Source organism: Micromonospora arborensis, assembly GCF_003205615.1.
Taxonomy (GTDB): Bacteria; Actinomycetota; Actinomycetes; order Mycobacteriales; family Micromonosporaceae; genus Micromonospora; species Micromonospora arborensis.
Genome location: NZ_PYBV01000025.1, coordinates 20,782 through 33,075, shown reverse-complemented (window position 1 = coordinate 33,075; position 12,294 = coordinate 20,782). Strand labels below are relative to the sequence as shown.

General features: G+C 67.2%; 12 protein-coding genes. 8 read left to right on the top strand and 4 right to left on the bottom strand.

The genetic code is table 11. The features are described from left to right. Positions 1-5 precede the first annotated feature (5 nt). Positions 6-350, bottom strand: a complete 345-nt coding sequence (locus C7C45_RS19920) for a cupin domain-containing protein (protein WP_110565199.1) — start codon at positions 348-350, stop codon at positions 6-8. Positions 351-463: 113 nt separating this feature from the next. Between C7C45_RS19920 and C7C45_RS19915 the strand changes: the two genes are divergently transcribed. Beyond that, positions 464-1,093: a VOC family protein gene (locus tag C7C45_RS19915; RefSeq protein ID WP_110565198.1), complete on the top strand. Its 630-nt coding sequence runs from the start codon at positions 464-466 to the stop codon at positions 1,091-1,093. A gap of 38 nt (positions 1,094-1,131) precedes the next feature. Here C7C45_RS19915 and C7C45_RS19910 read toward each other — a convergent pair whose 3' ends face one another. The 3 genes from C7C45_RS19910 to C7C45_RS19895 all read right to left on the bottom strand — a co-directional run bounded on the left by C7C45_RS19910 (position 1,132) and on the right by C7C45_RS19895 (position 3,787). Beyond that, positions 1,132-1,464, bottom strand: coding sequence for a YciI family protein (locus C7C45_RS19910; protein WP_110565197.1), 333 nt, complete (start codon positions 1,462-1,464; stop codon positions 1,132-1,134). A gap of 109 nt (positions 1,465-1,573) precedes the next feature. Further along, entirely contained in the window at positions 1,574-1,915 is a 342-nt protein-coding gene (locus C7C45_RS19905) for a GlsB/YeaQ/YmgE family stress response membrane protein (RefSeq protein ID WP_208641227.1), read from the bottom strand. Between the two features lie 282 nt (positions 1,916-2,197). Beyond that, entirely contained in the window at positions 2,198-3,787 is a 1,590-nt protein-coding gene (locus C7C45_RS19895; protein WP_167454755.1) for a right-handed parallel beta-helix repeat-containing protein, read from the bottom strand. 487 nt (positions 3,788-4,274) lie between these two features. Here C7C45_RS19895 and C7C45_RS19890 point away from each other — a divergent pair, with 487 nt between their 5' ends. The 7 genes from C7C45_RS19890 (at position 4,275) to C7C45_RS19855 (ending at position 12,223) form a co-directional block, all read left to right on the top strand. Further along, positions 4,275-4,652 (top strand): DUF2089 domain-containing protein, encoded by a 378-nt coding sequence (locus tag C7C45_RS19890; RefSeq protein WP_208641226.1) that lies wholly within the window; start codon positions 4,275-4,277, stop codon positions 4,650-4,652. Further along, a complete protein-coding gene (locus C7C45_RS19885; RefSeq protein ID WP_110565194.1) occupies positions 4,652-4,909 on the top strand; it encodes a hypothetical protein in 258 nt (85 codons plus the stop codon). Before C7C45_RS19890 ends, C7C45_RS19885 begins: the two co-directional genes overlap by 1 nt. 11 nt (positions 4,910-4,920) lie before the next feature. Continuing rightward, positions 4,921-5,343, top strand: a complete 423-nt coding sequence (locus C7C45_RS19880; RefSeq protein WP_110565193.1) for an SHOCT-like domain-containing protein — start codon at positions 4,921-4,923, stop codon at positions 5,341-5,343. 368 nt (positions 5,344-5,711) lie between these two features. Beyond that, a complete protein-coding gene (locus tag C7C45_RS19875; protein ID WP_146247354.1) occupies positions 5,712-6,725 on the top strand; it encodes a hypothetical protein in 1,014 nt (337 codons plus the stop codon). Between the two features lie 87 nt (positions 6,726-6,812). Then, positions 6,813-7,016, top strand: a complete 204-nt coding sequence (locus C7C45_RS19870; RefSeq protein WP_425271150.1) for a VOC family protein — start codon at positions 6,813-6,815, stop codon at positions 7,014-7,016. Between the two features lie 490 nt (positions 7,017-7,506). Next, complete coding sequence (locus C7C45_RS19860) at positions 7,507-10,641, top strand: RICIN domain-containing protein (protein ID WP_244200461.1); 3,135 nt, start codon at positions 7,507-7,509, stop codon at positions 10,639-10,641. 85 nt (positions 10,642-10,726) lie between these two features. Next, the gene (locus tag C7C45_RS19855) at positions 10,727-12,223 is read left to right on the top strand and encodes an RICIN domain-containing protein (RefSeq protein WP_110565190.1); all 1,497 of its coding nucleotides are present in this window, start codon (positions 10,727-10,729) and stop codon (positions 12,221-12,223) included. Positions 12,224-12,294: the final 71 nt, after the last annotated feature.

Sequence of the window (12,294 nt, the reverse complement as noted above, 5' to 3'; positions counted from 1 at the left end):
CGCTCCTACTCGGCTCGCCGACTCGGAGCGCGCGAGCCGTACGCCGGGCCGAACACCACCAGTAGCGCCAGGTCCTCGGTCACCTCGACGAACCGGTGTTCCTCGCCGGCCGGCACGAAGATCACCGAACCCGGGCCCACCTCGGCCGCGCCGTCCGGGGTCACGATCCGGGCCCGCCCCGCGGTGACCACGTAGATCTCATCCTCGGTGTGCGGGCTCTGCTCGTCGAGACCACCCGCCGGGATGCAGTACGTGCCCACCGACAGGTCCGGCACTCTCAACTGCTCGACCCAGTCGTTGGCATCCCCGGCGGGTGCCGTCCACCGGCCCGCGCCTTCGATGATCTGCATGGCGGAAGCCTAGATGTTCTGCCCGACGAGGTCGGGGACACGGCAGGCGGGTGCGGTCGCTCTGGGCCGAAGATTTCGGAGGGCGTCGCGCCGCCGATGTTAGGTTCGCTGCCATGACTGCGCAGATCACGGCCGCGCAGTTCCACGCGGCCGACGGTGTCGAGGACTGGCGCTCCCTCTACCACCTGGTCTCGACCCATTTCCCGACCGGCTCGCTGACCAAGGGCATCGCGCTCGTCGATGAGATCGGCCGGCTCACCGACGAGACCCAGGAGCAGTACCTCACCGTCGACCTGCGCGGCACCGGCGTCACGGTGAGCCTGAGTCGGCGCGACATCTCGTTGGCCCGACGCATCTCGGCCGCCGCCAAGGACCTGGGCATCCCCGCCGACCCGACCGCCGTACAACTCATCAACGTCACCCTCGACGCACTCGCCGGCGCGGACGTACTGCCGTTCTGGCAGGCGCTGCTCGGCTATCGGCAGATCGGCGACGACTACCTGTTCGACCCGTCGCGCCGCGGCCCCGGCTTCGGTTTGCAGCCGATGGACGAGTCGCGCCCACAGCGCAACCGCATGCACCTCGACATAGCTGTCCCACACGATCAGGCAGAGGCTCGCATCGCCACCGCCCTGGCCGCCGGCGGCACCCTGGTCTCCGACGCGCACGCGCCCAGGTGGTGGGTCCTGGCCGACGCCGAAGGCAATGAGGCGTGCGTCGCCACCTGGCTGGGCCGCGAATGACAGACCCCGCAGGAGACCACCGCCGTACGACGCGAGTGTCAGCCGGGCGGGGGCGGACACTCCAGGACCGCGATCGAGTTTCCGGCGAACAGCCCCAGGTGCGGGTGCCCGGAGAAGATCTGAACCGCCTCGTCGTGCGAGTCCGCTTCCACGATGGTGTATGCGGTCAGGGCGTCGGTGAAGTCCTCGACACCCCGCGCCGTGACCAGCTTCTTCGCGTTCAGCGGAGCGCCGGGGTCGACGATGGCCTTCTCGTTGGCCTGCGCCCATGCTGCCCACGCCTTGAGAAACTCGGTCTGCCGCTGTTCGGTGAGTTCGGCCTTGCCGACCTCGTCAGCCGCGCCGTTGAAGAGCGCAAGGAACCTGCTCATCCCGGCATCGTAGCGGCGGCCTGCTCAGGCCGCCGCGATCCCCAACAGGCCACCGCCCGGGAGATCCTGGCCCGGCTGGGCACCTGATCTGCTCTGGTCCTGAAGTTCTTCAGCCCTTGGCCCGGCTGCGACGGACCCGCCGACGGGGGGTGTCGTCGCCGCCGGCAAGCCGGGTGAAGGTGAGCATGTTCGCCAGCGCCACGACGACGATCGCGACGCCGACCTGGATCGCGAGCACGACCCAGTCCCAGCGCAGCACCCACACCTCCACGCTGGCCCCGTCGTCGATGTCAAGCGCCCTGGCGACCACTGTGCCCAGCACCGCCGAGCCGACCCCGATGACGAACGTGGCGAAGAAGCCGATCCGTTGCCTCCCCGGCAGGATGAGTCGGCCGAGCAGGCCGACGAGAGCACCGATGAGCACCGCGCCGAGATAACCGGTTACCAGCATTGCCGCCTCTCCCCTCCAGCAGTGCCGAAATACATGCCCGAATCTCACGTTCCCGGAAACCCCGCCCCGGCCATCCGCCGGCTCATCGCCCAATCCGGCAACCCTGAGAGCGCGTGATCACGTTCTGTGCGATGAGCAGTCCCACCGTTCGGGCCAGCGACTGGGGGCGTACGCGCTGATCGGCCCCGCCGCGGGTCTGATCTGGTTGATCAAACCCGGGCGGGGCCGGATGTGCGGTGCTTCTGGCGGCTGCCGCCAGGCTCCCGCTATCTGTGGTTGGGGTCAGCCGAAGCAGTTGGGAACGGGTTGGTCGCTGCCGGTGCAGTTGGTGGGTCGGTTCTTGATGATGAGTGAGTTCTGATCCACCGTGACCAGGTTGTTGGTGGTGAAGATCCCGCCGGGCGGCAGGGTGGAATCGTTCTGGACGACCTTGGATTCCGTGAGGCTGAGCGTGCCGCGGTTGTAGATTCCACCGCCCTGCGAGTTCGGGCCTACGGCCTTGTTCCGTTCGACCTGGCTCCGCAGCAGCACGACAGTGCCGGTGCCAACATAGATGCCGCCGCCGTGCTCGTATCGGACGATGTTCTCGCTGATTTTGCTGTCCTCGATGACGATCTGGCCAATCTGGTTGTAGATGCCGCCGCCGCGTTGGAAGACCGAGTTGCGGTCAACCTTGCTGTGCTTGAGGTGGAATTCGCCGTCGCTGAAGATGCCGCCACCCTCGTTGCTGGCCGTGTTGTCGCTGATATCAGCGTTCGTGACCTTGGTGGTGGAGTTGAGTCCACCTACGACACCGCCACCGCGGAAGTCCGCGAGGTTGTGGTCGAGGCGCACATCGTTGAGCACGGCGACGCGGCTGTTCGACACCCCGCCGCCGTTACCGGTGATCCCAATGCCGCCGGAGTTGCGTACGACGTTGTAGCTCAGTCGGGTGTTTTCCATGGTGAGGTAGCCGTTGTTGTGGATGCCTCCGCCACTGATCACGCCGGCGTTGTTGCTGATCGTGGTCTCGTTGCCTTCGTACTCGCCCTTGCCCTTGTCGTCCCAGTTCTTACCCGTGCCGGCGTTCTCCGCAGACGGCTCCGCCGCACCGCCCTGACCATCCGGCGCCTGCGCCGCCGGCCCGTTGCTGGGCGCCTCGGCGTTCGGCGCCTGGGCGTTGGGCGCCTCGGCGTTCGGCGCACCGTTCTTGGGGGGGCCACTCGTGGCCGAGTCCTTGCCGTGCTCGGTCTTGCCGCTGATCTTGGTGATGCCGTAGTTGGCGATCCCACCACCGGCGCCGGCGGCCCGGTTGTTGACCACGTTGATGTGCTCGAGGGTGGCCTCGCCACCGGTGCTGACCCGGATCCCGCCACCACCGGAAACGGTCGCTGAACCGCCCTTGATGGTGACATCGCGGAGCCTCAGGTTTCCGCCGACCCCGACCTCCAGGATCCGGAACGGTTCGGCGTTCGCCGCCCGGACGATGGTGGCGCCTTCGCCCTTGATGGTGATGGGTTTGGTGATGACCGGAAGGCCGTTGGGGCCGCTGGTCCCGGGCGGTGTGACGATCGGAGCGAACGCGGTGAGGGTGTACGTGCATCGCTCGGCGAGTTTGAGGGTCGCCCCGTTTCCGGCGTTGGCGTGCACGAGCGCGGCGATCAGCTCATCGGGATCACAGGGCACCGCCCGCTCGTCGCCCTTGTGATCCGTGCCGTTGTCACCGCCCGGGGCCTGTCCGCCGGGGTCCTGTCCGCCGTTGTCGTCGCCGGTTACTCGACCGCGTTCGACGATGAACTGCTGCGCGGCCTTTTCGAGGCGGTCGTTGACGCCGGCAAACGCGGACGCTCCGGTGACGCCGACGGCGCCGCTGACGGCGGCCAGTCCGGTCACTCCGGTCAGCCCGACCACAAGCCAGCGTGCCCGCCGGCGCCGTCCCGGCGGCCCTGGTTGAGCTGCTGCTTGGCTGACAGTTCGGTGTTGCGGTAGATGATCGGACATTAGCGGAACCTCACCCTTCTCCGTGCACAACAGGTCCGCACCGCCGTTGCGGTGCCGATAGCGATCAAATGGGGACATAGCTATCAGAACGGAACGTAGCAGAGGTTTCCTCACATCGGACACAGACGCGAGAAACAGACATGTTCGGGGCCAACGGACATCAAGGCCGATGAGCGACCTCACCACCCAAGCCCGCTGACGATCTCCCAAAAGGCCCGCCAACCTCATGACCACGGGGGTGCGGCAGGCGGCGGGAGTCGTCCACGCTGCGCGGCGGGGCTGCCGCGGTGCTGCGCGGCCTCCATCACCACGAGCACGATCTTAAGAAAATTAAGATCAACCTCTTGAAAGTTAAAGATCCTTGAGTTATAAATTAGGTATGACAGATCAGGCGATGGACTGGCAGGAACTCACCAGCCTGACGCGAGGGCAGCCGTTCATCGTCGAGCGGGTACGCCTGGCGAGCAACGGCGTCGCGATCGAGGGCGAGTTCGAGCCACCGCAACTGGCGCAGCTCAACGTCGAGGATCAGGTCTTCGTTACGGCGTTCGTGCGCTGCCACGGTTCGATCAAGGAGATGGAACGCATCTTCGGGGTGAGCTACCCGACGATCAAGTCACGACTCAACCGGATCACGCAGATGCTCGACTTCGTCGAGACCGACCCGGCGCCGTCGCGAGCCGACATCATCGACCGGTTACGCCGCGGTGAGATCACCGCACAGCAGGCGTTGGCCGAGCTGGACGGCCGGACGTGATGCCGCAGTTGGTGACCGTCAAGGTCAACCGCCCGGACCACCGGCCCATCCGCGTCTGGGTTCCGGTGCTCCCCGTGGTGCTCGTGCTCTTCCCGGTCGTGGTCCTGGTCGTGCTGGCGGCGATCGTGGCCTGCGTCGTGTTCCGCATCGGTGTGGTGCGGGCACTCGGCTCCGCTTGGCGCGTCATCTCCGCGCTGCCCGGCGCCCACTTCGACATCGAGCAGGGCCGCACGGCCGTGCTCGTGGCTATCCGATAGGAGAGGTTCGAATGACCGAACAACGCAAGGACATCCTCGACATGCTTGCCGCCGGCAAGATCACCGCCGAGGAGGCGGAGCAGCTCATCGCCGCACTCGAACGGGACCAGGCACCGGCGACGGCGAGTCACGACTCCCGACCGAAGGGCAAGGTGAAGTACCTGCGGGTGGTGGTGGACGCCACCGACAACGGCGAGCCGTCGCGGGTCAACGTGCGGGTGCCACTGCAACTGCTGCGCGCTGGCGTACGGCTGGCGGCGCTGGTCCCGCCGCAGGCCCTGGTCAAGGCCAATGCCTCACTCAGCGACTCGGGTGTGCCGATCGACCTGACGCAGCTCAAGCCCGAGCAGTTGGAGGCGCTCGTGGAGCACCTCGACGAGGTGACCGTGGAGGTGGACTCACCCGATGCCACCGTGCGGGTCTTCTGCGAGTAGGCGCCGTCCAAGAGGACGGCCCCTCGAGAGGGTGCGGGAACACCCTCCCGAGGCTGCGCTCGTCGCATCGGAGCACAGGTGAACTGCCAACCTGAAGTTTAGCCACTCACCAGCACGCCGCCGGAGGGACCACTCGCACGGGTGGTCCCTCCGCGCCGTCCCGCCGCCTGCACCAGACCTCAGCTGGCGCGACACGGTCCGCGTCCACCACGGCGGCGGACGCCGATCGCCCAGAGCCGTACCTGCCGTACTGACGCACCGGCGGACGAGACGGTCCCGCCGCGTTGGGGCACGGTACATCGATGCCTGCCCGAATTCCCCTAAGATCGGCGGCGACAGATGTCGTCTGTGGACACACGGGGGTTTCGATGAGGATTCGACCAGGCATAGCCGAGGTGATGGCTCTGGCGTCGGTGGTGGCCGGCGTGACCGCTCTGCCGTCGGCCGCCTCGGCGACGGGCGTGGCGCAGGCGGCCACGCGGACGGCCGAGGTGGGGCCGCCCTGCGTCCGTGAGGACCTGCGGCTGCCCGCCGGGGCGTGGCAGCGAATCACTGTCAGCCACGCCGACCCCAGCGGTCGGTTCCAGATCGCGTACGGGACGGACACCTCGTGGCGCGACCACGTCATCCGGTGGGACAAGGGTGTGCCGACCAACCTCGGCTCGCCGGCTGGCATGCTGGAGGAGGTCAACGAGCAGGGCGACTTCGTTGGCAACACCTTCTCCAAGGACGGGCTCTACCGCAGCATCGCGTGGCGATACTCTGCCGGCCAGGTGACCACGTTGCCGGGCCTACCAGGCAGCGTGCAGACCAGCGCGAGCGCCATCGCCGCGGACGGCACCGTGGCCGGGTGGGTGCGGTCCGCCGACGGGCAGTCGACGGCGGTGACCTGGGCGGCGGACAACACCGTTCGTGCCCTGCCCGGTTCCGGCGACAGCCGGGCGATCGACGTCGACGCCGACGGCACCGTCATCGGTTACCTGGCCGAGAAGCCGGTGCGTTGGGCGCCCAACGCCCAGCCAGAGTTGCTGCCCGGCTACGCGGCCGGTCCGGACACCGTCTGGGAGTTGACCGGGATCAGCGCGGGAGTGGTGGTGGGCCAGGAACACACCGGGTCCAGCCAGTTCGTCCTCTCGTGGGTGCCCGGAGCGGCCCCGACCCTGCTGACTGAGGGGGCGGTGGCGCACGCGGTCAACGCGCGTGGCTCGGTCGCCTACGAGCAGACGTACGAGAACCAGCAGTGGCTCCGGCAGGACGGCATCGACCGGGCGCTGCCGTTCGGTCCGTCTCCGTACTCGATCGCCGACATCACCGGGCTGACCGACGGCGACATCGCGTACGGCAACCACTACTCGACCCCGGTCCGGTGGATCTGCGGCTGACCCGGTCGGCACTCGTCACAGCGGTGGCCCAGGTCGGACGTCCGGCCTGGGCCACCGTCGCGCACGACCCGATCCCGCGCGGCCTCGATCGACGCTCACGAGGCGCGCCCACAGCGCAACCGCATGCACCTCGACATAGCTGTCCCGCACGATCAGGCAGAGGCGCGCATCGCCGCCGCCCTGGCCGCCGGCGGCACCCTGGTCTCCGACGCGCACGCACCCAGGTGGTGGGTCCTGGCCGACGCCGAGGGCAACGAGGCGTGCGTCGCCACCTGCGTCGGCCGCGAATAGCAGGACGGCGAGCCTTCACCTGGTGAGGCCGACCAGCGTCGCCAGTCGCGCCACGCCGGCCGGCGCCGGCTGCGCGCGGGCGACATCGGCGATCACGGTACGCGCCAACGGCCGGCACCGAACCTCCGCCGGCGCGGCGCTGTCCGCGTCCACAAGCGCGAGATCTCGCCCCCAGCGTGGCCCCCGACCGCTGGGTGGCTCCGTCGCGGTCCTCCAGCCTGACGGCCGAATGATCGAGTCTGAACGTTCTTGAACGTCTAGGTCCGTTTGCTGGCATCTCTAGATCCGGATGGCATAAATATGATTCGATGCGATCGGACGGTGACGTGCCACCTCTGGACACCGCAGGTCGGCGAGCCCGAGGCGTCGCCTGCCACACCTTGACCGGTTGACTGGAGATCTCATGACCAGCCCTCGATCCGCTCCGCCTCGGCAGACTCCGGGAGTAGCCCGCCCGCGCCGTGCCCGCGTCAGGCCCACCGCGCTGAGCATGCTGTCGGTCGCAGCGCTTGCCCTGGCGTACGTGGTAGCCATGCCGGTCGCATCCACGCCAGTGGGCCTGACCATGGAAGTAGCCGCCACCTACGTCAAACTGGGCAACCGGACCACCGGCAAGTTCATCGACGGCATGGGCCGGACCACCAACGGCGCCGCAGTCGGCCAGTACTCCTCGTCGTCCAGCGACAACCAGCAGTGGACGATCGATGCCGTCGGCGACTACGTCCGGATCAGGAATCGGGCCACCGGCCTGTACCTGGACGGGATGGGCCGCACGACGGGCGGATCCATCTGCGGCCAGTGGAGTGACAGCGGCAGCACCAACCAGCAGTGGACCCGGGAGGACTCCGGCGGGTACGCCAAGTTCAGGAACCGGGCCAACGGGCTGTACCTGGATGGCGGGGGCAGCACGTCCGACGGCGCCAACCTCGTCCAGTACGCGAACAGCGGCAGCACCAACCAGCAGTGGATCGTCACTGACGTGTCGACTCCGGGATCGGGCACGATCACGGTGGACGGCAACAACATCCGCGCCGGCAACGTCAACGGCCTGACGTTCAAGGGCTTCGGTGCGCTCAGCGCCAACAGCACCAGCGAGTTGCTGATGGATTACAAGGCCCAGAGCCCGACCGCGTACGCGCAGCTGCTGCGGGTCCTCTTCGGTGGGGAGAGTCCAGTCTTCACCAACGTGAAGATCGAGATGGGCAACGACCGCAACAACTCCACCGGACCGGACCCCTCGACCATGCGTTGGGAGTCCGAGACCCCCAACGTCAAGCGTGCGCAGGGCTTCCAACTCGCGGCCGACGCGAAGAAGGTCAACCCCAACGTCAAGGTGTCCCTGCTGCGCTGGAACTCGCCCGGCTGGGTGAACAGCAACGACAAGGTCTACACCTGGTTCAAGAAGACCATCCTGAGCGCGTACCGGACCTACGGGTTCATGGTCGACTACGTCAACCCGGGCCTCAACGAGCGCGGGGCGGACCTGAACTGGACCAAGACCTATGCCAACCGGGTCAGGACCGACAGTGCCGACTTCGCCAACTCGACAGAGCAATCCCGGTACAACCAGCTCAAGGTCGTCATCTCCGACGAGGTCGGTGTCGGGTCGTTCGGCGGCAGCATGATCAGCGACGCTGGCCTGCGCGACGTGGTGGCGGCGGCCGGCTACCACTACAGCCCCGACGACGACAGCGCCGGCAACTTCAAGCGCCTGGCGATGGACTACGACAAGGAGATCTGGAACAGCGAAGCACAGGCGACCTTCGGCAACTCCGCCTTGCGCCCCAACAACAACATGCGGTCCCCGTCGGTGCTCGGAACCGGCATCGGCGGCACCAACAGCGCCCTGGAGATGGGAAACACCATCATCAAGGGATTCGTCAACTCGCGCCGGACCAACTTCATCTACCAACCGGCCATCGGGTCCTTCTACGAGGGTGGGCAGTACTCCTACAAGGAGGTCGTCAGCGCCCGTGATCCCTGGTCGGGCTGGCTGCACTACGACGCCGCCATCGACGTGCTGCGGCACTTCAGCTGGTTCGCCAAGACCGGCTGGGAGAACTCCAGCAACACGGCCGGTATCTGGCGCGCCGTCCCCGAATCCAGCTATACCGGAGCGACCGGGACGAACCCGGTGGTCGGCCGCAACGGCACGCCCAGCTATCTCACGCTCGCCGCGCCCGACAGGCGCAACTTCTCCACGGTCTTCATGAACGACAGCGAGTACACCCAGTCGTACCGCCTCCAGCCGGTGAACATGGCCTACTCCGGCACTCCGGCCCTACAGCTGTGGGAAACCCGCGCGGCCGACCCCGGCCAGGCGTTCAACGCCAACTACCTGAAGCACCTCGGCAGCGTCCCGGCCGGTGACGGCGGGGTGTACACCGTGACGGTCCGGCCGAACTCGGTCGTCACCGTGACGACGCTGGCCAACCACACCAAGCCCGAGTACCTGGAACCCCTGCCGGTGGAGGGCCAGCGCACCGTGCTGGACACCGACATCTCCGGCGACGTGCAGAGCACCAGCGACAACATCCTCTACGCCGACGGCTTCGACTACACCGGCAAGACGGTCCCGGTGATCGGCAGTGGCGGCACCATCACGGGCACGGAGGACTTCATCACGTCGCGTGGCGGCACCAGGAGCGTCATCCCGCGCTACGCCAGCGACCGCAACGGCGCCTTCGAGGCGTACCAGCCGGACGGATCGACCAATTACGTGCTGCGCCAGCAGCTGGACGGCCCGAGCCAGGGCCTGGGCGGTGCGTGGAACGGGGGCGACGCGGTCACCAGGATCGGTGACAGCCGGTGGCTCAACTACAAGGCCAGTGTCGACGTCTCCTTCGAGAACAGCAGCACCCAGAACGGCGCCAACCACGCCCGGCTGGGCATCCGCGAGCAGCACGGTGACAACGGTGCGCCGTACTCGGTGAGGTTCACCTTCGACGGGGGTTGGCAGTTGCTGGTCAACAACAGCGCGGTAGCCAGCGGCAACGTGGTCAGCGGCGCCGGCGGCGTGCGGATCGGTGGGTTCAACACCGCGCACAACGCGTGGCACAACATCGCGCTGAAGGGCGCCGGAAGCACGGTGACCGCCTACCTCGACGGCGTCACACTGGCCACCTACACCGACCCGAATCCCAAGCTGTCCGGCCGGATCACGCTGGGCAGCGGCTACTACTTCACCCGGTTTGACAACCTCAAGGTGGAGACGGTCGACGGAAGCCCGCCGTACTACTCCGAGGTGCTGGACAACCTGGAGATGTCCGACCTGGCCAACCCGCCCGCCCGGAAGCTGGTGTACGGCGGGTCCTGGGCGCACGAAAACGGTAAGGGCATGTACAACGTTCAGCGGAGCCTGTCTACCAGCCAGGGAAGCGGCTCGACGCTGACCTACACGTTCGCCGGCACCGGACTGGACATCATCGGGCCGAACAACGGCTCGGCCGTCCTGCAGGTCACGGTGGACGGCACGGTGGTCAACTCCGCAGCGAGCACGCTCGCCTCTCCCGAGTTCTCCCAGACGTACGCCCTGCGCAACCTCGGCGCCGGCACGCACACCGTGCAGATCATGGTGCGCAGCGGCAGTCTCGTCGTGGATGCCGTCGGGGCCGTCCGGCCGTGATGCCGGTCGCGCCCGACGACCAATAGGACCTGCATCGTCCCGTCCCCGTCCCCCAACAGAAAGGACGACGCATATGCGACCTGCCATGTTCAGCCGCCCCCTGTCGCGAATGGCCAGGCTCGTGGCCACCAGTGCGGTGATGGCGACCACGGCTGCCGCGGCGGCAATCGCCATCACCGCTACCGCCGGCCCAGCCGCTGCCGCCACCAGCCAGTTCAGAGGCATGAACTGGGCTCAGCTGGGTGACAACTTCAGCACCAGCCCGCTCGTCGTGCAGGGCCTGAGCCAATCCGACAGCTACGCGACAGTGCAGGCCAAGGCCAACGCCCTCTACGACGACATGGCCTCCACCATGGGGATCAACACCGTCCGGCTGCCCATCAACACTCAGACAGTGGCCAACACCACCTGGTGGAACGCCTACCGGGGCGCCATTGACGCCGCTACCGCCCGCGGATTCAAGGTCATCCTCACCTTTTGGACGGACCATAACTCCGGCGCGAGGATCGCGAACCTCGCCGCGTGGAACACGATGTGGTCCAGCGTGACCAGCGCCTACGGCTCGAACACCAACGTGTACTTCGAGCCAATGAACGAGCCGGGCGGTTACAGCTCGGCACAGTGGCGCGACATCGCAGCCACCTGGCTCAGCACCCACTACTCGGCCGTGCCCAGCCGGGTGCTCATCGGCGGCACTGGCGCAAGCCAGGACCTGCGCGACATCTGCAACGACAGCCGCTTCAACGGCACGCTGCTGTCCTTCCACCACTACGCATTCTTCTACGGCTCGATGACCTACGACGCCTGGCGAAGTCACATACAGACGCGTCTGGGCAACTGTGCCTCCCGGGCGGTCGCGACCGAGTTCGGCGGGCCCATGGACAACGGCCTCAACTACGCCGACGCGAACAGCACCGACAACTTCGTGCGCCACATCCGCGCCATGGCTCAGGTCATGCGTGACAACCAGATGGGCGGCACCTACTGGCCCGCCCTCGGCGGCAAGAACTCCGGCTCCGGTCACGACTGGTATTCGATGTTCGCCCTCAGTGGCAGCGGCACCAATCTCAACTTGACCATCCGCAACACTTCTGGCGCCGACCGGATCCGCTATGCCTATGGCGACAATATCGGCGGCGGCTCCACGACGCCCCCGCCCTCGGGAACCCATTACCGGATCAACAACGTCAACAGCGGCAAGGTGATGGACGTGATCGGGCAGTCCACGGCCGACAGCGCCGAGATCAAGCAATGGAGCTACGTGGGCGGCAGCAACCAGAAATGGCGCTTCGAGGACGCCGGTAGCGGCTACTTCCGCATTGTGAACCAGAACAGCGGCAAGTGCCTCGACGTCGCCTCGGCCTCCACCGCAGACGGCGCGAACATCGTCCAGTGGACGTGCGGCAACGGCCAAAACCAGCAGTGGCAATGGCAATCCCAGGGTAGCAACTTCCGGCTCGTGGCCCGGCACAGCGGCAAGTGTCTGGACGTGTACCAGTCAGGAACCGCAGACGGCGTGGACATCCAGCAGTGGACCTGCGGAAGCGCCAACAACCAGCGCTGGACAAGAACCGCGGTCTGACCGGGGCTCACCGAGGCGGGGTGGCAGACCGTGCGGCGCACGGTCTGCCACCCCGATTGTTTACTCCAACG

Coding starts and splice junctions, on each gene's coding strand:
- C7C45_RS19890 (WP_208641226.1), top strand. CDS start 4,275: ATGACAGATCAGGCGATGGACTGGCAGGAACTCACCAGCCTGACGCGA.
- C7C45_RS19860 (WP_244200461.1), top strand. CDS start 7,507: ATGCTGTCGGTCGCAGCGCTTGCCCTGGCGTACGTGGTAGCCATGCCG.
- C7C45_RS19920 (WP_110565199.1), bottom strand. CDS start 350: ATGCAGATCATCGAAGGCGCGGGCCGGTGGACGGCACCCGCCGGGGAT.
- C7C45_RS19885 (WP_110565194.1), top strand. CDS start 4,652: ATGCCGCAGTTGGTGACCGTCAAGGTCAACCGCCCGGACCACCGGCCC.
- C7C45_RS19880 (WP_110565193.1), top strand. CDS start 4,921: ATGACCGAACAACGCAAGGACATCCTCGACATGCTTGCCGCCGGCAAG.
- C7C45_RS19855 (WP_110565190.1), top strand. CDS start 10,727: ATGTTCAGCCGCCCCCTGTCGCGAATGGCCAGGCTCGTGGCCACCAGT.
- C7C45_RS19905 (WP_208641227.1), bottom strand. CDS start 1,915: ATGCTGGTAACCGGTTATCTCGGCGCGGTGCTCATCGGTGCTCTCGTC.
- C7C45_RS19915 (WP_110565198.1), top strand. CDS start 464: ATGACTGCGCAGATCACGGCCGCGCAGTTCCACGCGGCCGACGGTGTC.
- C7C45_RS19910 (WP_110565197.1), bottom strand. CDS start 1,464: ATGAGCAGGTTCCTTGCGCTCTTCAACGGCGCGGCTGACGAGGTCGGC.
- C7C45_RS19875 (WP_146247354.1), top strand. CDS start 5,712: ATGAGGATTCGACCAGGCATAGCCGAGGTGATGGCTCTGGCGTCGGTG.